Annotated in this window: 20 protein-coding genes and 1 riboswitch; of the genes, 8 read left to right on the top strand and 12 right to left on the bottom strand. The window is 67.4% G+C overall.

Annotated elements, in window-relative coordinates:
• Nucleotides 1-21: 21 nt before the first annotated feature.
• From G3A50_RS12860 to G3A50_RS12845, 4 genes are all read right to left on the bottom strand, one after another.
• Nucleotides 22-1116, bottom strand: a complete 1095-nt coding sequence (locus tag G3A50_RS12860) for an ABC transporter ATP-binding protein (RefSeq protein ID WP_163077614.1) — start codon at nt 1114-1116, stop codon at nt 22-24.
• Nucleotides 1117-1435: 319 nt separating this feature from the next.
• Nucleotides 1436-2665 carry a URC4/urg3 family protein gene (locus G3A50_RS12855; RefSeq protein ID WP_163075647.1) on the bottom strand — a complete coding sequence of 410 codons (1230 nt, stop codon included), beginning with the start codon at nt 2663-2665 and terminating at the stop codon, nt 1436-1438.
• Nucleotides 2666-2744: 79 nt separating this feature from the next.
• The gene (locus tag G3A50_RS12850) at nt 2745-3047 is read right to left on the bottom strand and encodes an alkylphosphonate utilization protein (protein WP_163075646.1); all 303 of its coding nucleotides are present in this window, start codon (nt 3045-3047) and stop codon (nt 2745-2747) included.
• Nucleotides 3048-3120: 73 nt separating this feature from the next.
• On the bottom strand, nt 3121-4389 hold the full coding sequence (locus tag G3A50_RS12845) for a GTP cyclohydrolase II (RefSeq protein ID WP_163075645.1): 1269 nt from the start codon (nt 4387-4389) through the stop codon (nt 3121-3123).
• Nucleotides 4390-4617: 228 nt separating this feature from the next.
• Between G3A50_RS12845 and upp the strand changes: the two genes are divergently transcribed.
• The 6 genes from upp to hemA all read left to right on the top strand — a co-directional run bounded on the left by upp (nt 4618) and on the right by hemA (nt 10030).
• Nucleotides 4618-5280, top strand: coding sequence for a uracil phosphoribosyltransferase (upp, locus tag G3A50_RS12840; protein WP_163075644.1), 663 nt, complete (start codon nt 4618-4620; stop codon nt 5278-5280).
• Between the two features lie 5 nt (nt 5281-5285).
• The gene (gene nikR, locus G3A50_RS12835; RefSeq protein ID WP_163075643.1) at nt 5286-5744 is read left to right on the top strand and encodes a nickel-responsive transcriptional regulator NikR; all 459 of its coding nucleotides are present in this window, start codon (nt 5286-5288) and stop codon (nt 5742-5744) included.
• Nucleotides 5745-5891: 147 nt separating this feature from the next.
• Nucleotides 5892-6524: a HupE/UreJ family protein gene (locus G3A50_RS12830; protein WP_163075642.1), complete on the top strand. Its 633-nt coding sequence runs from the start codon at nt 5892-5894 to the stop codon at nt 6522-6524.
• A 115-nt stretch (nt 6525-6639) separates the two neighbouring features.
• Nucleotides 6640-6760, top strand: a riboswitch (guanidine-I (ykkC/yxkD leader).
• 154 nt (nt 6761-6914) lie between these two features.
• Nucleotides 6915-8120: an agmatinase family protein gene (locus tag G3A50_RS12825; RefSeq protein ID WP_163075641.1), complete on the top strand. Its 1206-nt coding sequence runs from the start codon at nt 6915-6917 to the stop codon at nt 8118-8120.
• 59 nt (nt 8121-8179) lie between these two features.
• Nucleotides 8180-8668 (top strand): hypothetical protein, encoded by a 489-nt coding sequence (locus tag G3A50_RS12820; RefSeq protein ID WP_163075640.1) that lies wholly within the window; start codon nt 8180-8182, stop codon nt 8666-8668.
• A 135-nt stretch (nt 8669-8803) separates the two neighbouring features.
• Complete coding sequence (gene hemA, locus G3A50_RS12815; protein ID WP_163075639.1) at nt 8804-10030, top strand: 5-aminolevulinate synthase; 1227 nt, start codon at nt 8804-8806, stop codon at nt 10028-10030.
• Between the two features lie 42 nt (nt 10031-10072).
• Here the strand turns inward: hemA and G3A50_RS12810 are convergent, their stop codons facing one another.
• Nucleotides 10073-11314 (bottom strand): AbrB family transcriptional regulator, encoded by a 1242-nt coding sequence (locus G3A50_RS12810; protein WP_246251653.1) that lies wholly within the window; start codon nt 11312-11314, stop codon nt 10073-10075.
• On the opposite strand from G3A50_RS12810, the gene hemN reads away from it, so the two are divergent.
• Nucleotides 11309-12628, top strand: a complete 1320-nt coding sequence (gene hemN, locus G3A50_RS12805) for an oxygen-independent coproporphyrinogen III oxidase (protein ID WP_163075638.1) — start codon at nt 11309-11311, stop codon at nt 12626-12628. The two genes, G3A50_RS12810 and hemN, sit on opposite strands and share 6 nt — an antisense overlap.
• Before the next feature lie 85 nt (nt 12629-12713).
• On the opposite strand, the gene G3A50_RS12800 is transcribed toward hemN, so the two are convergent.
• From G3A50_RS12800 to G3A50_RS12775, 6 genes are all read right to left on the bottom strand, one after another.
• Entirely contained in the window at nt 12714-13355 is a 642-nt protein-coding gene (locus G3A50_RS12800) for a helix-turn-helix domain-containing protein (protein ID WP_163075637.1), read from the bottom strand.
• A 92-nt stretch (nt 13356-13447) separates the two neighbouring features.
• Nucleotides 13448-13780 (bottom strand): response regulator, encoded by a 333-nt coding sequence (locus G3A50_RS12795; protein WP_281355856.1) that lies wholly within the window; start codon nt 13778-13780, stop codon nt 13448-13450.
• A 168-nt stretch (nt 13781-13948) separates the two neighbouring features.
• Nucleotides 13949-14566, bottom strand: coding sequence for a response regulator transcription factor (locus G3A50_RS12790; protein ID WP_163075635.1), 618 nt, complete (start codon nt 14564-14566; stop codon nt 13949-13951).
• A complete protein-coding gene (locus tag G3A50_RS12785; protein WP_163075634.1) occupies nt 14550-15731 on the bottom strand; it encodes a sensor histidine kinase in 1182 nt (393 codons plus the stop codon). The genes G3A50_RS12790 and G3A50_RS12785 overlap by 17 nt, the downstream gene beginning before the upstream one ends.
• A 63-nt stretch (nt 15732-15794) precedes the next feature.
• Nucleotides 15795-17003: a pyridoxal phosphate-dependent aminotransferase gene (locus G3A50_RS12780; RefSeq protein ID WP_163075633.1), complete on the bottom strand. Its 1209-nt coding sequence runs from the start codon at nt 17001-17003 to the stop codon at nt 15795-15797.
• 105 nt (nt 17004-17108) lie between these two features.
• Nucleotides 17109-17786 carry a PglD-related sugar-binding protein gene (locus tag G3A50_RS12775; protein ID WP_163075632.1) on the bottom strand — a complete coding sequence of 226 codons (678 nt, stop codon included), beginning with the start codon at nt 17784-17786 and terminating at the stop codon, nt 17109-17111.
• A gap of 97 nt (nt 17787-17883) precedes the next feature.
• On the opposite strand from G3A50_RS12775, the gene G3A50_RS12770 reads away from it, so the two are divergent.
• On the top strand, nt 17884-18963 hold the full coding sequence (locus tag G3A50_RS12770; protein ID WP_163075631.1) for a glycosyltransferase family 2 protein: 1080 nt from the start codon (nt 17884-17886) through the stop codon (nt 18961-18963).
• Between the two features lie 63 nt (nt 18964-19026).
• Here the strand turns inward: G3A50_RS12770 and G3A50_RS12765 are convergent, their stop codons facing one another.
• Entirely contained in the window at nt 19027-20274 is a 1248-nt protein-coding gene (locus G3A50_RS12765; protein ID WP_163075630.1) for a DegT/DnrJ/EryC1/StrS family aminotransferase, read from the bottom strand.
• Nucleotides 20275-20316: the final 42 nt, after the last annotated feature.

The raw sequence follows: 20316 nt of genomic DNA, 5'->3' as shown, positions 1-20316 counted from the left end.
GCGTGCGGGCTCCCCGGACGATCAGGCGGTCGGTGATTTCTGCAGGATGTGCACGTCGTCGGCTGTCCAGGCGAGCGGCACCGCGTCGCCAACGGAGAGCGGTTTGGCGAAGAACGCGGTTTCCGGCACCTGCACCGAGAACTCGTCGATCCCCGGCGCGGAGAGCGCTACCTGCACCCTCTGGCCGTGATATTCGATGTTCTGGACCAGTCCCGTCAGGCCGCAGCCGTGAAGGGTGCTGTCGGCGAGGTGCACCCGGTCGGTCCGCACCGCGATCTCGATCGGCGCGCCGACCTCCACCGCCTGGTCCTCCGGCGCCACGAAGGACGCCCCGCCCGGCACCTCGAAGGTCACCGTCGCGCCGTCTTTCTTGGAGACGCGACCGGAAATGACGTTGTGGTCCCCCATGAAGCGGGCGACGAAGGCGGTGGCCGGGCGATTGAACACCTCGCGCGGCGTCGCCGCCTGCTCGATGCGCCCGCCATTCATCACCACCACGAGGTCGGAGAGCGCCATCGCCTCTTCCTGGCTGTGGGTGACATGAATGAACGAGATGCCGAGCTGAAGCTGGAGCTTCTTGAGTTCCTGCCGCACCTTGATCTTGAGGAACGGGTCCAGCGCGGAGAGCGGCTCGTCGAGCAGCAGGGCCTGCGGGTCGGTGATCAGCGCGCGCGCCAGCGCGACGCGCTGCTGCTGGCCACCGGACAGCTGGGCGGGACGACGCTCGGCGAGATGATCCATCTGGACCAGCTTGAGCATCTCCATCGCCTTGGCGCGGCGGGTCCCCTTTTCCACGCCCTTCATCTTCAGGCTGAAGGCGACATTGTCGACGGTGTCGAGATGAGGGAACAGCGCGTAGCTCTGGAACATCATCGCCGTTCCGCGCTTGGCCGGCGCGAGATCGGTGACGACGGAGGCGCCAAGGCGCACATCGCCCTCACTCACGCTTTCATGCCCCGCAATCATGCGCAGGGTCGTCGTCTTGCCGCAGCCCGAAGGACCGAGCAGGCAACAATAGGTGCCTCCCGGAATCTTGAGGGACACGCTGTCGACCGCCAGCGCCGGACCATAGCGCTTGGTGACCTTGATGAGTTCGATCTCGGCACCGCTGGTCATGGTGAGGTCAGGACTCCGCATTCCGATTCCCATGCCTCACGCAAGCGATATGCCAATCCGCCGGACGCAAGGCGGAGCAACGCCCCGCGCCCTCCGATCAGCTCCCGCGCGGCGGGGCCCCGTCCGGCAACACGGAAGATCGCCCATCATTTGGGCATGGGATGCGACACCTGCCTAAGTTGGATACAATGATGCAGATAATAGTATCCAATCGTCCGACTGCATCGAACGCGGACGCGCCTTCCGCGTCGGCGAACCTCCCATGCATATGCGGCGGATCTCGGTGGAGGCGCGCGCCCTCGGGGCGCGGCGTCCCGTGCTAGAACACCGTCCCGTCGGCGTCGATGGCGATCGGCGGCGGCCCCGACGGCGGACGACGTTCCGCGGCGATACGCCGCCCGGCGGCCCAGGTGCCGCCCTGCAGCATCTTGGCGAGCGGGAAGCGCGAGGCGTCGAGTCCGAGCCGCTCGCGCACGGGATCCGCCAGTCGGTCCATCAGCGCCACGGTGAGCGCGCGCCACTCCACCACCAGCTCGCTGTCGACCGGGTGCTTTTTGGCCGGGTCGATCGGCGCGCGGGGCACGATCAGGCCGAGATCGACCAGCAGTCCGCCATTGCGATACTCCGGCAGCGCGGTGAGTTCATCGAGGTCGGTCACCGCGAAGCCGGCCGCCTCGAAAGGCTCCAGCAGCGAATAGGTGAGCCACTGCGAGAGCTTGTGGAACGGCACCAGCTGGTCGGACAGATCCGGCATACGCGCGGCCGGGTGGCGCCCGACATCGCCAAGATCGATCCCCTCCACGGTGAGGCCGGACGGCCAGATCGACGACAGCCCCTCAAGCAGCGCCCCGAGAATCATTGGCGCCGGGAGCCGCCCCATGGGCGCCTTTTCGCGCAGTGCGTCGTAAAGCCCGCCCGGTCGCAGCACGCCGTCGCCGAACAGTTCCTTATGCGTCGCCAGTGCGTGACCGAGCCGGTTGAGCAACGCGGCCCGTCCCTCGATCCCGACCAGCGGCTTGGCTTCGCTCGCCTGGAAATAGCGGCCGAGCGTGGCGGCATCGATCCGCATCAGCGCCGACGCGTCGGCACGCAGCGGTATCTTCGGGTCGGAGGAGAAGCCCCCGGCCTCGAACATGCGCAGGCTCGCCACCGCCAGCCCTTCGGAGCGGCCAATGGTCAGTCCCGACGCCTCTTCGTGATAGTACCAGGCATCACCCGCCCCCGCGTCGAGCAGCACGCTCACCACGGCGAGGTCGATCATCACCCGCGCGCGCTCGGCCGCGTCGTCGGCCGCCAGCCGCTGTTCCAGCTCGGGCCAGCGCTGCAATCCACCGGCATCAAAATGCCGCCAGCGGCTGTGATAGGGGATGTCGAGCGTGGGGTAGGCCTGCCGGGTGACCTGCGCGACATAGTCCGCCACCGTCGCCAGCGCCGCCTCGTCAACCGTGAAATGCGGCGACGTACCCGCCAGCACATAGTCCAGAACCATATGGCAGCGGGCGCGGACCGCGGCGGGCGAGCGCAGGGCGGCGAGTTCGGGCGGAATCATGCGGCGTCCTTGTTCGCGTGGAAGGGGCTCCCCGCCTTTCGGGAAGCCCTATGTCCCGACATACGTCGGCGATGGCAGGTCAGCGCTTGCGCACGAACTCGGTGCGCAGCACCAGACCCTTGATGCCCTCGTAGCGGCAGTCGACCTCCTCGGGATTGTCGGTGAGGCGGATCGAGCGGATGACGGTGCCCTGCTTCAGCGTCTGGCCGGCCCCCTTCACCTTCAGGTCCTTGACCAGCACGACGGAATCCCCGTCGGCCAGCACGGCACCGGAGGCGTCGCGCACCACCATCGCCTCGGCGCTTGCCGCCGCCATTTCGGAAGCCGGGCGCCATTCGCCGGTTTCCTCGTCATACACATATGCGTCGTCGTCTCCGGCCATGCCCGTCTCTTTCATCGCTGTGGTCCGCGCGCCCGCAGGCAAAACCGGCACGTGGGAACCGGAAGCGACGCCCCTATTCCTTCAGTGCGCGGCCCTGCGTCGCGTCGTACTGGCTCTGGAAGCCGACGCCGTAATAGCCGGCGGAGACCTTGGCTTCCATCTCAACCCGCGCATCGAGTGGAATAAGGTCGTCGGGTATCGGCACGCGCTCGACGATCTCGATGCCGGCGCGCTCCAGCGCGTTGAACTTCATGTCGCTCATCGAAGCGAAGCGGTCGATCTTGGCGATGCCCAGCCAGTGGAAAACATCCGGCATCAGCTCCTGGAAGCGCATGTCCTGCACCCCGGCGACGCATTCGGTCCGCTTGAAATAGGTGTCCGGCTGGTCCCCGCCCTCCTGCCGCTTGCGGGCATTGTAGACGAGAAATTTGGTCACCTCGCCCAGCGCCCGCCCTTCCTTGCGGTTGTAGACCACGAGGCCGACCCCGCCCTTCTGCGCCATTTCCACGCACAATTCGATGCCGTGGGCGAGATAGGGGCGGCAGGTGCAGATGTCGGAGGAAAACACATCCGAGCCGTTGCACTCGTCATGCACGCGGCAGGCGAGAGGGGTGACGCCATCGCCGATCTTGGAGGGATCGCCGAACATGTAGAGCGTCATCCCGCCGATGGGCGGCAGGAACACCTTGAGGTCCCCGCGCGTCACCAGTTCGGGAAACATTCCGCCTGTGTGCTCGAACAGCGCCCGGCGCAGCGCGCCCTCGCCCACGCCGAAGCGTTTGGCGATGCCGGGCAGGTACCACACCGGATCGATCGCGGCCTTGGTGACGCGCACATCGCCCTTCGGGCCAATGACGTCGCCGTCAATGGCCAGCCGGCCGGCGCGGATCGCGTCGCGGATCTCCGGCATGTCGATATGGGCGCGGGTAATGGCGATGCTGGGGCGTGCGTCGATGCCGGAGGCGATCACGTCCGCGAAGGCCTCGCCGATCATGTGGCCATAGGGATCGAGCGAAACGATCTTGTCCGCGTCCGCCCATTGCGGGTGCGGGCCGACCGTATCGGACGGTGCGGTATTGGTCAGATCGGCACGAAAATCCGCCGTGAGCGAGCCCGCCGCGATGGCAAGCGCGCGATAGACCGAATAGCCGCCCGCATGGGTGCCGATGGCATTGCGCCGCTTCGGGTCGGACAGCGTGGCGACAACCGGCCCCCGCTCCTGCGGAGTCGGCGCGCCCCAGTTCAGAATCGGGGCATCCGCGGCGACACCGGTCGGCGCGCCGTGAGAGGTAAGGACGATATGGTTGCGGGAACGACCGCCTGCATCGGCATTGACGGACATGTTTGGCTCGCTTCTCGCCCGGCCTTGCGCCGGCCTGTTGGGAAGCACCCAATGTGAGCGTCATTTCGCCCGTTCCGCAAGGGGTTGGATGCGAATCATCGATAATTTTCGGACGGCTTGGTCCGTTTCTTGTATTCGCAATCGCACTTTCCGCTAGGCTGTGGGAGGCTGGCGCGCCGTGCCTGCCCCCTGCCATCCCGACGCACCCGAAGCTTGAGCGAGCCGACGATGAACGCGCCCTCCGCCCCGACCTTCTCCACGCCGCCTTCCACCATCGTCGTCGACCACCCGATGATCCAGCACAAGCTCACGCTGATGCGCCGCACGCGCACGCCGGCCAACGAGTTCCGGCTGCTGCTGCGCGAGATCAGCATGATGATGGCCTATGAGGTCACGCGCGACATGCCGATGGAGATGATCGAAATCGAGACGCCGCTGACCACGATGCAGGCACCCGTGGTGGCCGGCAAGAAACTCTGCCTGGTCTCGGTACTGCGGGCGGGCGGCGGCATTCTCGAAGGCATGCTGGAAATCCTGCCCGCCGCGCGTGTCGGGCATGTCGGCCTGTATCGCGACCCGGTCTCGCTGGCGGCGGTCGAGTACTATCTCAAGCTGCCGCGCGACATTTCCGAGCGCACCGCCATCGTGCTGGACCCGATGCTCGCCACCGGCAATTCCGCGGCCGCAGCGGTTGCCGAGGTCAAGGCGGCCGGCTGCCAGTCGATCAAGTTCGTCTCGCTGATCTCGGCCCCCGAAGGGCTCGCGACCTTTCATGAGGCCCATCCCGACGTGCCGGTCTTCACCGCCGCGATCGACAGCCACCTCAACGATCACGGTTACATCGTGCCCGGCATCGGTGACGCCGGCGACCGGATCTTCGGCACCAAGTAGGCCCCATGCAGCGCGTCACCCTCACCCTGGACGACGCGCTGCTCGCCGCCGTCGACGCCCATGCCGAGCGCCATGGCTACGCCAATCGCTCCGAAGCGGTGCGCGATGCGCTGCGTCGCGCGCTTGCCGCGGCGGCCGAACCGGCGGCCGAGCCCGAGCGCTGCTGCGCCACGCTCAGCTATGTCTACGAGCACGAGAAGCGGGAGCTCTCGCGCCGGCTCGCCCGGGTCCAGCACGGCCATCACGACCTCGCGGTCGCCTCGCTCCATGTCCATCTGGATCATGACACCTGCCTGGAGGTGGCGGTGCTGCGCGGCCCCACCGAGGCGGTCCGGCGCCTTGCTGACGCCGTGACCACCCAGCGCGGCGTGCGCTTCGGCCACCTGCACATGCTGCCTGCCGCGGAAGACGAGGCCGCTACAGTGGCCGATAATGGCGGGCACCCGCACCCGGCCAAGGGCTGAAACGGCACGCGACTTGCGTTCACCCCTGCGATACGGCGATTGACGCTCCCGCGCCCCGCCGTAAGCTGTTTGGGTAAAATCATCTTACGCAGACGTACGCACCGGGGCCTCCCCCGAAGGCGGCCTGCCCGTTCCAGAGGGGTTGTCATGTCCAACGTCATCTCGTCCGCCAGCCGTCTTTCGCGCCACACTGCCCGCGCCGCGCTTGCGGGGGTCTTCGCCCTGTCGCCGGCCCTCGCCTTCGCCCACACCGGCGTCGGCGATGCCCATGGCTTCGCGCATGGCTTCATGCACCCGGTCGGCGGGCTCGATCACGTGCTGGCCATGGTCGCGGTCGGCATTTTCGCGGCGAGCCTCGGTGGGCGTGCGCTCTGGGCGGTGCCGGCGACCTTCGTCGCGCTCATGGCCGTCGGCGGCGCCCTCGGCATGGCCGGCATCGGCCTGCCCTTCGTCGAGCTTGGCATCGCGCTCTCCATCGTGGTGCTGGGCGGTGCGGTGGCGCTGGGTGCGCGGAACTGGCCGCTGGGCGCGGCCATGGCCATGGTCGGCTTCTTCGCGCTCTTCCACGGCCACGCCCACGGCGCCGAAATGCCGGCGGATACCTCGGGCATTGCCTATGCCGCGGGCTTCATGGCGGCCACCGCGACGCTTCACCTGGTCGGCATCGCTGCGGGGATCACCCTCGGCAGGGCCGGCGATGCGCGCGCCCCGCGCCTCACCCGTGCGCTGGGTGCGATTGTCGCCGTTGCCGGGCTCGGCATCCTGTCCGGCGCGGTCTGAAGCCGGACGCACGACACAGCGCAGTTCCCCTGGGCTTGCGCTGAAAGTTTCGGCGCCGGCATCGTCCATATGCCGACAATCAGGGCTTCCGGTCCGCCGGAAGCCCGTCTATCCTCAGAGCTGCCCCTAGGGTTCCGGCGCCGCGAACGGCGTGTCTGGTCCGAGAGGGGCAGCCCGGCGCGGGGGATTCCCCACCACATTCTCCGGGTCCACGGCGGGACAAAAGCCCGGGAGGCTCGCGCGACGGCATCGCGGCGAAGACCCCGTCCGGCATTGCCCTCAGGGTTTCCTCCGATACCGCTCGCAACATCCGACAGTCGGCCTGTGCCGACATGCAAGGCAGCCGGCCGTATTGTTCGGCCGCCGCCGACAGGCGAGGAGAGTGCCCAGATGCGTCCGACCCCGTTCCGCGCCACGCGCGCCGCCGGCCTCGCGCCGGACCATGAGCGCCGCCGCCGCCATCATCCCAATTTCGAAATCAGGGGCATGCAGGGCTGGAAGGCGCTGGAATCGGAGGAGAAGCTCTCCGAGGACGGCTGGCGCAAGGAGCAGCAATGGGCGCTCGACATGGGCCTGCCCGGCGCCGATTCGATCAACGACAAGTCGATCCCGACCTTTGCGCGGGGCGAGCTGCCGCACTTCGCCGGCATCAATACCTTCATGAAGGCGCCCTATGTCGAGAACGTGCGCGACGTCGGCAAGTATGACGCCGCGGTGCTCGGCATCCCCTTCGATTCCGGCACCACCTACCGTCCCGGCACCCGCTTCGGGCCGCAGGGCATCCGCCGCATCTCCGCGCTCTACACCCCCTATAATTACGAGCTGGGCGTGGACCTTCGCGAGCAGATGACGCTGTGCGACGCCGGAGACGTGTTCACCATTCCGGCGAACCTTGAGAAGAGCTTCGACCAGATCTCCAAGGGCGTCTCCCACGTCTTTTCCTCCGGTGCGCTGCCGGTCATGCTGGGCGGTGACCACTCCATCGGATTCCCGTGCGTGCGCGGCATCGCCGAATGCACTTCCAAGCGCATCGGCATCATCCATTTCGATCGCCACATCGACATCCAGGAAAAGGATCTCGATGAGCGCATGCACACCACGCCCTGGTACTGGGCGACAAACCTGCCGAACGTCTCGCCCAAGAACCTCGTCCAGCTCGGCATTGGCGGCTGGCAGGTCCCGCGCTACGGCGTGCAGGAGGCGAGAAAGCGCGGCACCAACGTGCTGACCATCGACGACATCGAGAAGATCGGCCTTGAGAAGGCCGCCGAGATCGCGCTCGAACTCGCCTGGAAGGACGCCGACGCCGTCTACATCTCCTTTGATGTCGACAGCATCGACTGCGGCTTCGTGCCGGGCACCGGCTGGCCCGAGCCCGGCGGCTTCCTGCCGCGCGAGGCGCTCAAGATCCTTGGCCTCGTCGCGGCCGAGGGGCTGTGCGGGCTGGAAGTGGTCGAGGTCTCCCCGCCCTACGACACCTCGGACATCACCGCCCTGTTCGGCACGCGTGTGGTGGTGGAGGCGCTCGGTTCCATGCTGGCACATGGCAAGCTCGGCTCGCACAAGCACATGATCGACAAGCCGGTCAGCTTCTGAACAGGCGCGCGCCTCTCTCCGCCTCCGCGCGGGGAGAGGCGACAAACGGAGGCGGATACATGCACCGCGGCCACGATCACGACCACCACCACGGCGCCGGGGGCCATCATCACGGCCCTTCCCATTCGCACGGCCACAACCACGCCGTGGCGCCGCGCCCGGCGGCACAATGGCAGACCCCGCATCTGCCCACGCCGCCGGAAGAGGACGAGCATTCCCACGCCGAGCCCGATCTCGATCTCGTGGAGAAGACCTTCGTCGAGAGCTTCGCCTCGGCGAGCGATCCGACCAGCTTCCTGCGCCTCGCCTGCATTCCGTTTGACGCGATCACCCGTGACGGCACGCGAGTGAGTTTGCTGCGGGTCGAGACCGACGAGGTCACCGATGTCGGTGCCGTAATGCCGCACCTGGGCGGCACCAGCTTCCGTTACGATCCGCTTCCCGCGGCCATGGTGTCGCGGCGGCGGCGCCTGCGATTCCTGTATTTCGACGGCCGCGCCGTCATGCCCCTGACCCTTGCCGAGGTGCGCACGCTCGCGCAGACGTGAGCGTCGCGATTTTCGCAAAAGCGCGCCCGATCGCCGCGTCAGGACTTTGCCGGGTTGATCGGAACGTCTCCAAAGTTCATGTTGCCGCCCGACACGCCCCGTTGCCTTGCCAGTTCGGGGGCCGGAGTGGTGCATATGGATTACGAACGCTTCTTCCAGGACGCCGTCGACGCTCTCAAGAGCGAGCGACGCTACCGGACCTTTGCCGAGATCGAGCGCGACACGCAGCGCTTCCCTCACGCGGTCTGGCACACCCCGGAAGGCCCGCGCGACATCGTCATCTGGTGTTCGAACGACTATCTCGGCATGGGTTGCCACGCCGACGTGGTCGAGGCGCTGTGCACGACGGCGCGCGACGTCGGCGCCGGTGCCGGCGGCACCCGCAACATTTCAGGCAACAGCCACGCCATCGTCGAGCTTGAGTCGGAGCTTGCCGATCTTCACGGCAAGGAGGCGGGCCTCGTCTTCACCTCCGGCTATGTGTCCAACCAGACCGGCATTTCCACGCTGGCCAAGCTCATTCCCGACTGCCTGGTGCTGTCGGACGCGCTGAACCACAATTCGATGATCGAGGGCGTGCGCCAGGCCGGGCGGGACAAGGTGATCTTCCGCCACAACGACCTGGCCCATCTCGAAGAGCTGCTCCAGGCCGCCGGCGACCGGCCCAAGCTCATCGTCTTCGAGAGCGTCTATTCCATGGATGGCGATGTCGCCCCGATCGGTGCGATCTGCGACCTCGCCGAACGCTACGGCGCCATGACCTATCTGGACGAGGTCCATGCGGTGGGCATGTACGGTCCGCGCGGCGCGGGTGTCGCCGAGCGTGACGGCGTCATGCACCGGGTGGATGTGATCGAGGGCACCCTCGGCAAGGCCTTCGGCGTCGTCGGTGGCTATATCACCGCGACCCGCGCGATGATCGATGCGGTCCGCTCCTATGCGCCCGGCTTCATCTTCACCACCGCCCTGCCCCCGGCGATCGCGGCGGCGGCCGTCGCCTCCGTGCGCCATCTCAAGGCCTCGGGCGCGGAGCGCGCGCGCCAGCAGTCCCAGGTGGCCAAGGTCAAGCGGGCGCTCGACCTCGCCGGCCTGCCCCAGCTCGACACCGAAACCCATATCGTGCCGGTGATGGTTGGCGACGCGGAAGCCTGCAAGGCCGCGAGCGACATGCTGCTCGAAGAGCACGGCATCTACATCCAGCCGATCAACTACCCCACCGTGCCGCGCGGCACGGAGCGGCTGCGCATCACGCCCGGCCCGTTCCATGACGACGCGCTCGTCGCCCATCTGGCCAGTGCGCTTACCGATGTGTGGAACCGGCTCGGGCTGGCCTTCGTGATCCGGGCCGAGGCCGCCGAATAGCAACGGACACCGGCGGCCCCTCCGCTGCCGCGCGAGCGTTCCTCAGTCCTTCGGCTCGGTCCGGTCGATGTCCACCGCTTCGGACGGCACGCCCGCCTTGCCGAAGAAGACCTGGGCGATGACCGGGATCAGCAGCGCCAGCGCCAGAAAGCGCATCAGGTGGTGTGCGGCCACGAAGGTCGGATCGATGCCCAGCACGAAGGCCATGATTGTCATCGCCTCCAGCGCTCCCGGCACATAGGCCACCAGCACCTTCGACAGCGGCTCGTCGGCGAGCCATGAGCCCAGCACGGCGAACACCAGCGCGATCGCCGTGGTGATCAGGAGCGCGCCGATGGAATCGATCAGAAAGTGGCGCAGCGTGCTCAGCCGGGTGCCGGCGAAGCGGCTGCCGGTATTGGCGCCCAGCACCACGAAGCCGGCAATGAGAAAGATGTCCGGCAATTGCCCCTGCACCAGCCCGAAGCCGTGAACGACGCCACTCGCCAGCATCGCGCCGACCATGGCGCCGCCGGGAAACTTCACCCGCTCGGCCAGTAGCCCGCCGAAAACACCCACACCCAGCGCGAGCAGGAAACTCGTCAGGTCGGGCACCACCGGGTTCACCGGCAGCGTCCCGGCCGGCTGGTGGCCCAGGCTGCTCAGCGCCGCCGGGAGCAGCGCCACCAGCACGAAAAGCCGCATCGACTGGCCGAACACCACGCGCCGCGTATCCGCCCCCGCGCTCTCCGCCATGATCAGCACGGTGGACAGGGCGCCGGGCACGGCGGCGAAGAAGGCGCTGCGCCGGTCCCAGCCCGACACCTTCTCAAGGAAAAGCACCGCCGCCACCATCATCACCGGCACGGAGAGGGCCAGCACCGCCATCGTCACCGGCCAGCTGGCGATACCGCGCAGCGTCTCCGGCGTGATCGTGGCCCCCATGGACGTGCCCAGCACTATGTAGGTCACCGTGCGCAGCCGCGGCGCGACGACGACCGGCACGCCGGCAAGCGCCGCCGCGGCGGTCAGCACCAGCGCACCGGAAAGCCAGCCCGCCGGCATGCCGAGAACGGCAAATAGCGCGCCGCCCCCGCCGGCGATCACCAGCGTGAGGACGCACAGTCCGACGAAGCGGGCGGATGGGCCGAAATGGAGTGGGACGAGTTTGGGAAGGGGCATGGAGCGGGAGAGGATCGAGGCGGCGGCGGGAAAAACCGGCGCGAAAAAATGCAGGGCATCGCCGCCGATTTGCGCCGGATCAATGCGCCGATCGCCGCCTCCGGTCAAATCGCTTCTATGCATAATTCATCGCTTTTCCATGCCGAGCGCGCGGTCCCCCGCTACACCTCCTACCCGACAGCGCCGCACTTTTCGGCGCAGATCGGGGCCCGCGAGCATGGCGACTGGCTGTCCGCACTGCGTAAGGACGCGACGCTCTCGTTCTATCTGCATGTGCCGTTCTGTCCCTCGCTGTGCTTCTACTGTGGCTGCACAACCAAGGCGACGCGGCGGCGCGAGCCGGTGGCGGCCTATGTGGCGCGGCTGGAGAAGGAGATCGACCTCGTCGCCGCCCGCACCCAAGGGCAGCGGGTGGTGCATCTGGCCTGGGGTGGGGGCACGCCCAGCCTCATCGGCCCGCAGGCGCTGAAAGCACTGCACGGCCGGCTGGCGGAGCATTTCGATCTCGACGCGCTCTCCGAGCATGCCATCGAGCTCGATCCGCGCGAGGCGGACGAAGAGCTTGCCGACGCACTGGCCGCCATCGGGGTCGACCGCATCAGCTTCGGCGTGCAGGATTTCAGCGCCCATGTGCAGCGCGCCATCGGCCGGGTTCAGCCCTTCGGTACGGTGGACCGCGCGGTGCGGCTGATGCGCGAGGCCGGGGTGGCGGCGATCAATCTCGACCTGATGTTCGGCCTGCCGCACCAGACGGTCAGGGACGTGCGGCGCACCGCCCAGCTCGCGACGCTGCTCGCGCCCGACCGTCTCGCCCTGTTCGGCTACGCTCATGTTCCATGGATGCGGGCGAACCAGCGCATGATCGATCAGTCCGCCCTGCCCGGCGCCGCCGAGCGGCTGGAGCAGTCCGAAGCCGCGCGCGAGACCCTGCTGGACGCCGGCTATGTGGCCATCGGGCTCGACCATTTCGCCCGTCCCGACGATCCGATGGCGAAGGCGGCGGCCGTCGGCCGGCTGCATCGCAACTTCCAGGGCTACACCGTCGACGCGGCGGATGCGCTGATCGGGTTCGGCGCGTCGGCGATAAGCCGGCTTCCCAAGGGCTTTACCCAGAATGCGCCCGATGCGCACAGCTATCGCCGTGCCATCGATACCGGCGACTTTGCCACCGTGCGCGGCATCGCCTTCACGCGCGAGGACCTCAGGCGCGGGGCGGCGATCGAACGTCTGATGTGCGACCTCGCGGTGGATCTCGATGCGGAGCTGATGTCGGAGGCCGAACCGCGCCTTGCCCCGCTCGCGGCCGACGGTCTGCTGCGCATCGATGGCCAGCATGTCGCCATGACCAATCAGGGCCGCCCCTTCGTCCGCCTCGCCGCCGCCGCCCTCGATGCGCGGCTTCAGGCCGGCACCGGGCGCCATTCCTCCGCGGTGTGACGCGCGCTCCCGCGCCGCGACTGCAAAAGAAAATGCCCCGCGCAGGCGGGGCATCAGGGCAGAGGCGGAGATCGTGGATCGACGCTCAGGCGGCGCCCGCCAGACGGCGCATGCTGCCGCGATCCTGAATGCGCACCTCGTCCGCGCGCAGCAGCGCGACAAACCCACGGCGCTTCAGTTCGGAAAAGGCCCGGCTCACGGTCTCAAGCGTCAGGCCAAGGAAATCGGCGATCTCCTGCCGGGTCATCGACAGATGCAGGGTGCTGCCGACCATGCTCTCCGGCATCAGGCGCAGCAGGAAGAAGGCCACACGCTCCAGCGCCGACATCCGCCCCAGCACCAGGGCATGGGAATGCATAACGCAGAGCTGGGCCTCGAAGCGCCGCAGCAGCCGGGCGGCCAGCACGGCGTCGCGCTCCAGCGCACTGCGCTCATGGGTGGCGATCGTCGCCGGGGTCAGCGTTTCGGCGGAGCAGGCATAGGCATCCGCATGCGCGAGACCAAACACATCCCCAGGCCCCAGCAGTTCCACAACCTGGCGCCGGCCGTCGGGCAACAGCTTCGTCAGCATCACCGCGCCGTCGACCACTTCCATGATGCGCCGGGCGGGGTCGCCCTCGTGCAGGACGGTGGTATGCGCGGCAACACGCAGGCTCGAACCCTGGGTCTCGACGGGCTGCGGACGCCGCGAATAGCTGCCGGTCCGCTCCTCGATGATCTGGCGCATAGTCCCCTCCGCGTTGATCTTTCGCAAACTTACCGGGGCTGCTTCGCCGGCACAGTTCGGGTGGCTGCGTAAGGGAATCTGCGGAAGCGGCACTATTCCGCCGCCAGAATCAGCATCAGCGCTTCCGCGTTGAGCGGCTTGCGCAGCACGCGGACCGGGCCGGAGCCGCGCAGTTGATGGTCGATGGCGCCCTGCGACTGACCCGAGATCACCACCAGCAGCGGCGGCGCGGCAAGGTTCTGCAGCCAGCGCACAAGCTGGCCGCCGGAAATGCCGGGCAGGCTGAGATCGACGATCACCGTGTCCGTCGCTTTCGGAGGCGAGTTCCGCAGCAGGCTCTCGGCATCGGGATAAAGAATCACCTCATGCCCGAGATTACCGAGAATCACACCGAGTGAATCGCTCACCCCGGCGTCGTCCTCCACTACATGAACCCGCACAGGCGCTCTCCCGCTTATTGGCCCCGAAAGTGGGCCAGGCGGCGCGCACCTAGCAATTCGTAGGGATGCGTAGGGATGCGGTATTCGGATGCCGGCGCCGCGGAGCGCGCGGAAGGAACGGCCGGGAGCCGGTCCTTCGCCGGCACGGAAATCTCAGGTGCGCATGTCCTTGAGCACGATGCGCACGAGATCCGCCGCGTTCTTGGCGCCGAGCTTTTCCATGATTCGCGCGCGATGCACCTCGATGGTGCGCGGGCTGATGCCCAGCACTCGCCCGGCTTCCTTGTTGGAGGCACCCGAGGCGATCTGCACCAAAACCTCGCGCTCGCGCGGGGTCAGCAGGTCATGGCCGGGAAAGTGCGCGGTCAGCAGGTCGGAAGGTTCGGTCCCCGCGCGCCGATTATGCGCCTCGATGGCGTCGCGCACGCGCTCGACCACGGTGTCGGCGTCGAACGGCTTCTCGATGAAGTCGAGCGCGCCGTGCCGGATCGCATCCACCGCCATGGGAATGTCGCCCTGGCCGGAAATGATGAAGATCGGCGCCGGATAACGGTCCGCCTCCAGCTCTTTCAATATGTCGAGGCCGGAGCGGCCCGGCATGTGGACGTCGAGCACGATGCAGGCGGGCACATGGCTGCGGGCGACGGAAAGGAAGGCCGCCCCGTCGGAGAACCCGCGCACATGGTAGCCTTCGAGGCTCAGCACCAGCGACAGCGCATCGCGAACCGCCGAATCATCATCGACGATGAAGACTTCACCCATCTGCGCCATCGGCCGCCCCCTTATTCAAATCAGCCGACATCGACGACAAGGCCGGCAGGACCAGTGAAAAGCACGCCCCCTTGCCGTTTCCGCCGGGATCGACCAGCAGATCGCCCCCGTGGTTCTGGGCGATCGTCCGGGAAATCGCAAGTCCAAGGCCCATGCCGCGACGTTTTGAACTCGCGAACGCCTCGAACAGCTTCGGCAGAGCGTCCGCCGCGATGCCGGGGCCGTTGTCCTGAACATCAAGGATCACGTCGTCGCCGCGCTGCCGGGTCGAGATGCGGATGGCGGGATCATCGGCCGCCGATGCCGCCTCGATGGCGTTGCGCACCAGATTGACCACGATCTGCTGGATCTGCACTGGATCGACGGAAACCTGTGGCATCGCCGTCCCCTGCTCGCGATCGATGCGGATACGGTGGCGCTGGCCAAGCAGGGTGAGGTCGATCGCGTCGTCGATCAGCGGGTCAAGGTCGCGCTCGTGCCGCTCCGGCGCGCGCTTCTCCACGAACTGGCGCATGCGCTGGATGATATGGCCCGCACGCTCGGCCTCGCCCGACGCCTTGTCCAGAATGTCGCCGACCACGGCATTGATGTCCTGGCCGCGGGAATGGGCGCGGCGGATCGCCTGGAGATAGAGCATCAGCGCCGTTAGCGGCTGGTTCAGCTCATGGGCGATCGCCGCGCCCATCTCGTCGATCGCGGAGACGCGCGCCAGGTGCACCAGCTCGCTCTGCAGTTCCGCGAGGCGCTGCTCGCTTTCCTTGCGCGGGCGCAGGTCGCGCAGGATCCCGATGAACTGGCGCCCGTCCGGCGTACTCGCCTCGCCCACCGACAGTTCGAGCGGAAACACCGTGCCGTCGGCATGGCGCCCGCGCACCTCGCGGCCGATGCCGATGATCTTCCTCACCCCGGTGTTGATGTAGCTGGCGACATACTGGTCGTGATCGACGGCATATTCCATCGGCATGACCAGCTTGACGTTCTGTCCCACCGCCTCGGCCGAGACGATGCCGAACATCTGCTCGCAGGCCTTGTTGAAGATGAGGATACGCGCCCGCTCGTCGATGACGATGATGCCATCAGCGGCCGTGTCGAGCACGGACAGCAGCCGCGCCTCCGAAACGGTCGGCGGCTCCGCCGCGTCCTGCTGGTTACTCCAATCACGCATGGGCGCAATTTGCGCCGGCCATCTCCCGCCCGCAAGTCTCGCCATGCAGGTATCGGGGGATGATCACGCCTTCAGCCAGCGCACGAGCCGGTCCGTCGCCTCCGCCATCTGCGCCTCGCCACGGGCGAAGCACAGGCGGATATAGCTTTCTCCGCCCGGACCGAAGGCCGTGCCCGGTGCGAGGCCGATACGCGCTTCATCCACCAGCTTCATCGCCAGTGCACGCATGTCGTGTTCGCCCTCGACACCGAAGAACATGTAGAAGGCGCCCGGCGGGCGGGCGAAGCGCACGCGGTTCGAGGTGGCGAGGCCCTCGGCGAGAATGTCGCGCCCGCGCCGCGCCCGTTCGATCTGGTGCGCGACGAAGCTCTCGCCCCGGTCGAGCGCGGCGATGCCGGCACGCTGCATGAAGGCCGCGACACCCGAGGTCGAATACTGGATGAGGTTCTCCAGCACGTCGCCCAGCACGGGATGGGCCTCGATCCAGCCAAGCCGCCAGCCGGTCATCGCCCAGTTCTTGGAAAAGGTCTGCACGAACAGAAGCCGGTCCTCGGGCTCCATCACGTCGTGGAAGGAGGGCGCCAGCCCGCCCTCGCCGCCTTCATAGTAGAACCGGCCATAGATCTCGTCGGCGACGATCCACAGCCCGTGGCGGCGCGCGATGTCGAGCACCCCGCGCAAGGTGTCGTGCGAGGCGACGAAGCCGGTGGGATTGGCGGGGGAATTGATGAAGATCACGCGGGTGCGCGGCGTGACCGCGCTCTCCAGCTGGTCGAGGTCTAGCCAGAACCCCCGCGTTTCGTCGAACGAGAACGGCACATACACCGGGTGCGCGCCGATCACCTCGGCGGCGGCGGCCGCGTTCGGCCAGGCGGGAGAGGGAATGAGAATCTCGTCGCCCGCCGCCAGCGTCAGCGCCAGCGCGATCTGGATCGCCTGCATGCCCGAGCCCGTGACGAAATAGCGTTCGGGATCGTCCGCGATGCCGTAGAGACCGGCCATGTAGCGGGCAATGGCGGCCCGAAGCTCGGGAATGCCGCGCTGCCAGGTGTAGAAGGTCTCGCCGGCGGCGAGGGAACGCGTCGCCGCCTCGCTGATGAAGGCGGGTGTCGGCAGATCGCCCTCCCCGGCCCACAGCGGAATCATCCCCTCGCGCTGCCGGCCATAGTTCATCACCTCGACGATGCCGCTCTCGGGCAGCGCGAGCGCCTGCGGGCGCACATGGTCGAGCAGTGAGGGCGGATTGAGAAAGGGTGCGGCTTCAGAAGGCATGGCGGTCTCGGAGTTCAGGGACGCGGGCACGGACTGGACCATACAACCCGGCGCCCGGCGTCATCCATGAAAAGAGATCATGGCGACATTCTCGCAATTGATCGATCAGGCCCGCCGCGCGCGGGCCATCTCGCGCAGCGGCCGTGCCGGGTTGCCCATCACCGTCTCGCCCGGCGCGACGCTCTTGCTCACCATCGCCCCCGCCGCCACCGTCGCCCCGGCCCCGATGACCAGCGGCCGGTCGACACGCCCGTTGACGATGGTCGCGCCCGCGCCGAGGAAGACGCCGGGCTCGATCACGACATGGCCCGAAATCGTACAGGACGGGCAGATGGTGCAGTGGTCGCCGACCTCCACCTCATGGCCGATAGAGCACATTGGCATGATGTGGATATTGTCGCCGATGCGGGTCTCCGGCCCGATATAGCAAGGCGGGCAGACCGAGGTGCCGACCCCGATCGCCACGTCGCGAAACCGGTGAGCCGGCGCCACGTGCAGGTCGGCCAGCCACCCCCCCGCCGCCAGCACCTTCTCCGCCAGCTTGCGCCGCGCCGCCGTCTTGCCGATGGAGATGAAGATCGGCAGGCGCGGCGCAACTTGGTGCCATTGCTCGAAATTCAGCAGCGGCATGCCCTTGAAGGTTCCGCCCTTGCCGCCCTCGAAATCGTCGATATAAGCGGCGACGCGTGCCTGCGGCTGTCCGCGCAGCCCCTCTTCGAGGACGCAGGTCACCGCATAGGCATGGCCGGATGCGCCATAGACGGCAATGTCGGGCACAGGCACGATCGTTCTCCGTTCGGGCAGGCGCGGCACGCGGATGCGGCCACCTTCGCCTCGCCATCCATATCTGCTATGGAACGGATCACTAGGGAACCCTTTCATGAGACGTCGACTGAACCGCCATATCTCCGGCTACGCGCGCGCGACGGTGGGCGATATCGCCTCCGAGACCGGCGGAGCGCTTCGGCAGGCGGTGCGCGGGCTGGCGCAGGAAGTCGCCGACCATCGCAACAAGTTTCCCGGTCTTCTTGAGCGCACCGAGCATCTGGAGCGTGTCGCGGACGCCATATTCCGGCGGGTGATCGCGCTGGAGGGGGCGTATGAGAAGTTCTCCGGCGAAATCACCAATCATGTCTCGCAGCTCTACGTCGATTTCCGTCGCGACATGGACCATGACGCCAAGCGCATCGACTATGTGCTGGGCGAGATGGAAGGGCTCGGCATCGAGCGGGAGGCCTTCCAGGCCGCGCGGCGCACCCCCGAGTACCGCAGCGCCTTCCTCGATCCCGAGCCGCTGGTCTCGGTCTGCGTGTCGACCCACAACCGTGCCGACCTGCTGATCGAGCGCTGCCTCAGCTCGCTCATCGCCCAGAGCTACCGCAATCTCCAGATCATCGTCGTCGGGGACCATTGCACGGACGATACCGAGGCGCGCATCCGCGAACTCGGCGACCCGCGCATCGAATTCCACAACCTGCCCCGCCCCTCGGTCTATCCCGCGCCGGGCATTGATCGCTGGCGCGTGGCGGGCACCGTGCCGGCCAACGTCGCGCGGGAAAAGGCGCGCGGTGCCTTCATCTCCCACCTCGATGACGACGACAGTTCCGACTCCGAGCGCTTCGCCGTTCTGGTGGAAGCGGCGCGCACGCACGAGGCCGACTTCCTCTGGCACAAGGCCTTGCAGGAGACGCCGGAGGGAGAATGGGTGCCGTTCGGCAACGGCACCTTCAAGCTCGCCCAGATCAATCTGGGCATGTGCATGTACCACCGCTATTTCGCGCGACTGGGCAGCAACGTCTACGCCTATCGCGTGGACGAGCCCGGTGACTGGAACGCGATGAGGCGCATCGCCCATCTGCGTCCCAAACTGCATTTCATCGACAGGGCGCTGACCCGCTATTACGCGCTGCCCAGGCGCCCACCCTTCGTGCTGGGCCCCAACGAGGTGTTCCTCGACTGACGCCGCCACATGGGGCGACAACGTCGGGCGATGACCTTGTGACTCAGGAAAAGCGCGGCGGGCTCAGGAAGCCGCCGCCAGTGCCGCCGTGAAGATGCGCCAGATATCGTCGACACCCGCTGCATCCTCGCCGTCATAGACCGGCAGGCACAGGGCCCGCGCGGACAGCGCGCGCGCGTTCGGAACGCTCTCACCACCCAGTCCGAGAGCCACCGTCGGATAATAGTAGCGGCGGACCAGCAGGCCCGATTCACGGCACAGCCGCACCACGTGCTCGACATCGCGGCCCTCGGGCAGCCGCAGCGCGAAGCACTGCCAGGGCGACAGCTCCTCGTCACCCAGCGCGACGAAGGTCTCAAGCCCGGCCGCATGGGCCAGAACATTGTAGCGCGCCGCCATCTCCCGGCGATCGCGCAGGCGCGGCGCGAGGCGATGGAACACGGCGATCGCCATGGACGCGGTCAGCTCGTCCATCTTTCCGTTCAGGCCGTCGCCCGGCTGGAGATCCCCGAGCGACCAGAGGCCGAAATTCAGCGCCGAGCGCACATTGTGCTGGTGGGCGGGCGGCACCAGCGCGACGCCGCCCTCGCCAACCCCGAATGGCTTCGTGGCGTGCAGGGAGAACAGTTCCAAGGCGCCGCTGACCGAGAAGCGTTCCACCACGGAGCGGTCGACGCCGATGCCGGCGGCATTGTCGATGATCAGCGGCACGCCATGCCGGCGGCACACCTCGCCCAGCGCGTTGAGGTCGCTCCAGATGCCATAGGGGCGAACCGCGATCACCGCGCCAACACCATGGCGGACGATGAGGTCGTCCGCCATCTGGGGGTCGAGAACGCCCGTGACCGGGTCCACATCGCCGATCACCGCTTTCAGTCCGGCGCCGCGAATGGCCGATGCCGTGGCGGGAAAGGTGAAGGCCGGATACAGAACCGGCCCCTCGACACGCAGCGCGATCAGGGCGGCGGACAGCCCGACCGTGCAGTTGGCGCAGGCCACCGCAGACAGACCGGGGAAAAAGGCAACCTCCAGAAGCCGCTCGAAGTGCAGCGAGGCGGGGCCGAAGTTTGAGTAGAAATTGCTCTGGCGTGAACGGGCGAATTCCCGCTCGACCTCGTCAAGCGCCGGCAGACGCGGGCGCACGAAGGGGAAACGCAAGGAAACGTCCGGACATACAGCGCCGCGACCAGGCATCTGTGAACTCTGGTTCAGCATCTTCATGATGCGGTCCTCGGCATGATGCGCGCCATAGGCGACGCGGCCCCCCCTATCGAACCGACCTACGGACGACGCGGTTTTCTGCCTGGTCATGACGGGGAGCGCATGTATGCAAACAGTTTGGCGTCTTCGCGG

It is taken from the genome of Ancylobacter pratisalsi (assembly GCF_010669125.1).
Lineage (GTDB): Bacteria > Pseudomonadota > Alphaproteobacteria > Rhizobiales > Xanthobacteraceae > Ancylobacter > Ancylobacter pratisalsi.
The sequence above is the reverse complement of the archived record's forward strand: the minus strand, read 5'-3'. Positions and strand labels throughout refer to the sequence as shown.

Bases quoted from the DNA above. Each gene is read 5' to 3' on its own strand.
- G3A50_RS12860 (WP_163077614.1), bottom strand. From the start codon at position 1,116: ATGACCAGCGGTGCCGAGATCGAACTCATCAAGGTCACCAAGCGCTAT.
- G3A50_RS12855 (WP_163075647.1), bottom strand. From the start codon at position 2,665: ATGATTCCGCCCGAACTCGCCGCCCTGCGCTCGCCCGCCGCGGTCCGC.
- G3A50_RS12850 (WP_163075646.1), bottom strand. From the start codon at position 3,047: ATGGCCGGAGACGACGACGCATATGTGTATGACGAGGAAACCGGCGAA.
- G3A50_RS12845 (WP_163075645.1), bottom strand. From the start codon at position 4,389: ATGTCCGTCAATGCCGATGCAGGCGGTCGTTCCCGCAACCATATCGTC.
- upp (WP_163075644.1), top strand. From the start codon at position 4,618: ATGAACGCGCCCTCCGCCCCGACCTTCTCCACGCCGCCTTCCACCATC.
- nikR (WP_163075643.1), top strand. From the start codon at position 5,286: ATGCAGCGCGTCACCCTCACCCTGGACGACGCGCTGCTCGCCGCCGTC.
- G3A50_RS12830 (WP_163075642.1), top strand. From the start codon at position 5,892: ATGTCCAACGTCATCTCGTCCGCCAGCCGTCTTTCGCGCCACACTGCC.
- G3A50_RS12825 (WP_163075641.1), top strand. From the start codon at position 6,915: ATGCGTCCGACCCCGTTCCGCGCCACGCGCGCCGCCGGCCTCGCGCCG.
- G3A50_RS12820 (WP_163075640.1), top strand. From the start codon at position 8,180: ATGCACCGCGGCCACGATCACGACCACCACCACGGCGCCGGGGGCCAT.
- hemA (WP_163075639.1), top strand. From the start codon at position 8,804: ATGGATTACGAACGCTTCTTCCAGGACGCCGTCGACGCTCTCAAGAGC.
- hemN (WP_163075638.1), top strand. From the start codon at position 11,309: ATGCATAATTCATCGCTTTTCCATGCCGAGCGCGCGGTCCCCCGCTAC.
- G3A50_RS12810 (WP_246251653.1), bottom strand. From the start codon at position 11,314: ATGCATAGAAGCGATTTGACCGGAGGCGGCGATCGGCGCATTGATCCG.
- G3A50_RS12800 (WP_163075637.1), bottom strand. From the start codon at position 13,355: ATGCGCCAGATCATCGAGGAGCGGACCGGCAGCTATTCGCGGCGTCCG.
- G3A50_RS12790 (WP_163075635.1), bottom strand. From the start codon at position 14,566: ATGGCGCAGATGGGTGAAGTCTTCATCGTCGATGATGATTCGGCGGTT.
- G3A50_RS12785 (WP_163075634.1), bottom strand. From the start codon at position 15,731: ATGCGTGATTGGAGTAACCAGCAGGACGCGGCGGAGCCGCCGACCGTT.
- G3A50_RS12780 (WP_163075633.1), bottom strand. From the start codon at position 17,003: ATGCCTTCTGAAGCCGCACCCTTTCTCAATCCGCCCTCACTGCTCGAC.
- G3A50_RS12770 (WP_163075631.1), top strand. From the start codon at position 17,884: ATGAGACGTCGACTGAACCGCCATATCTCCGGCTACGCGCGCGCGACG.
- G3A50_RS12765 (WP_163075630.1), bottom strand. From the start codon at position 20,274: ATGACCAGGCAGAAAACCGCGTCGTCCGTAGGTCGGTTCGATAGGGGG.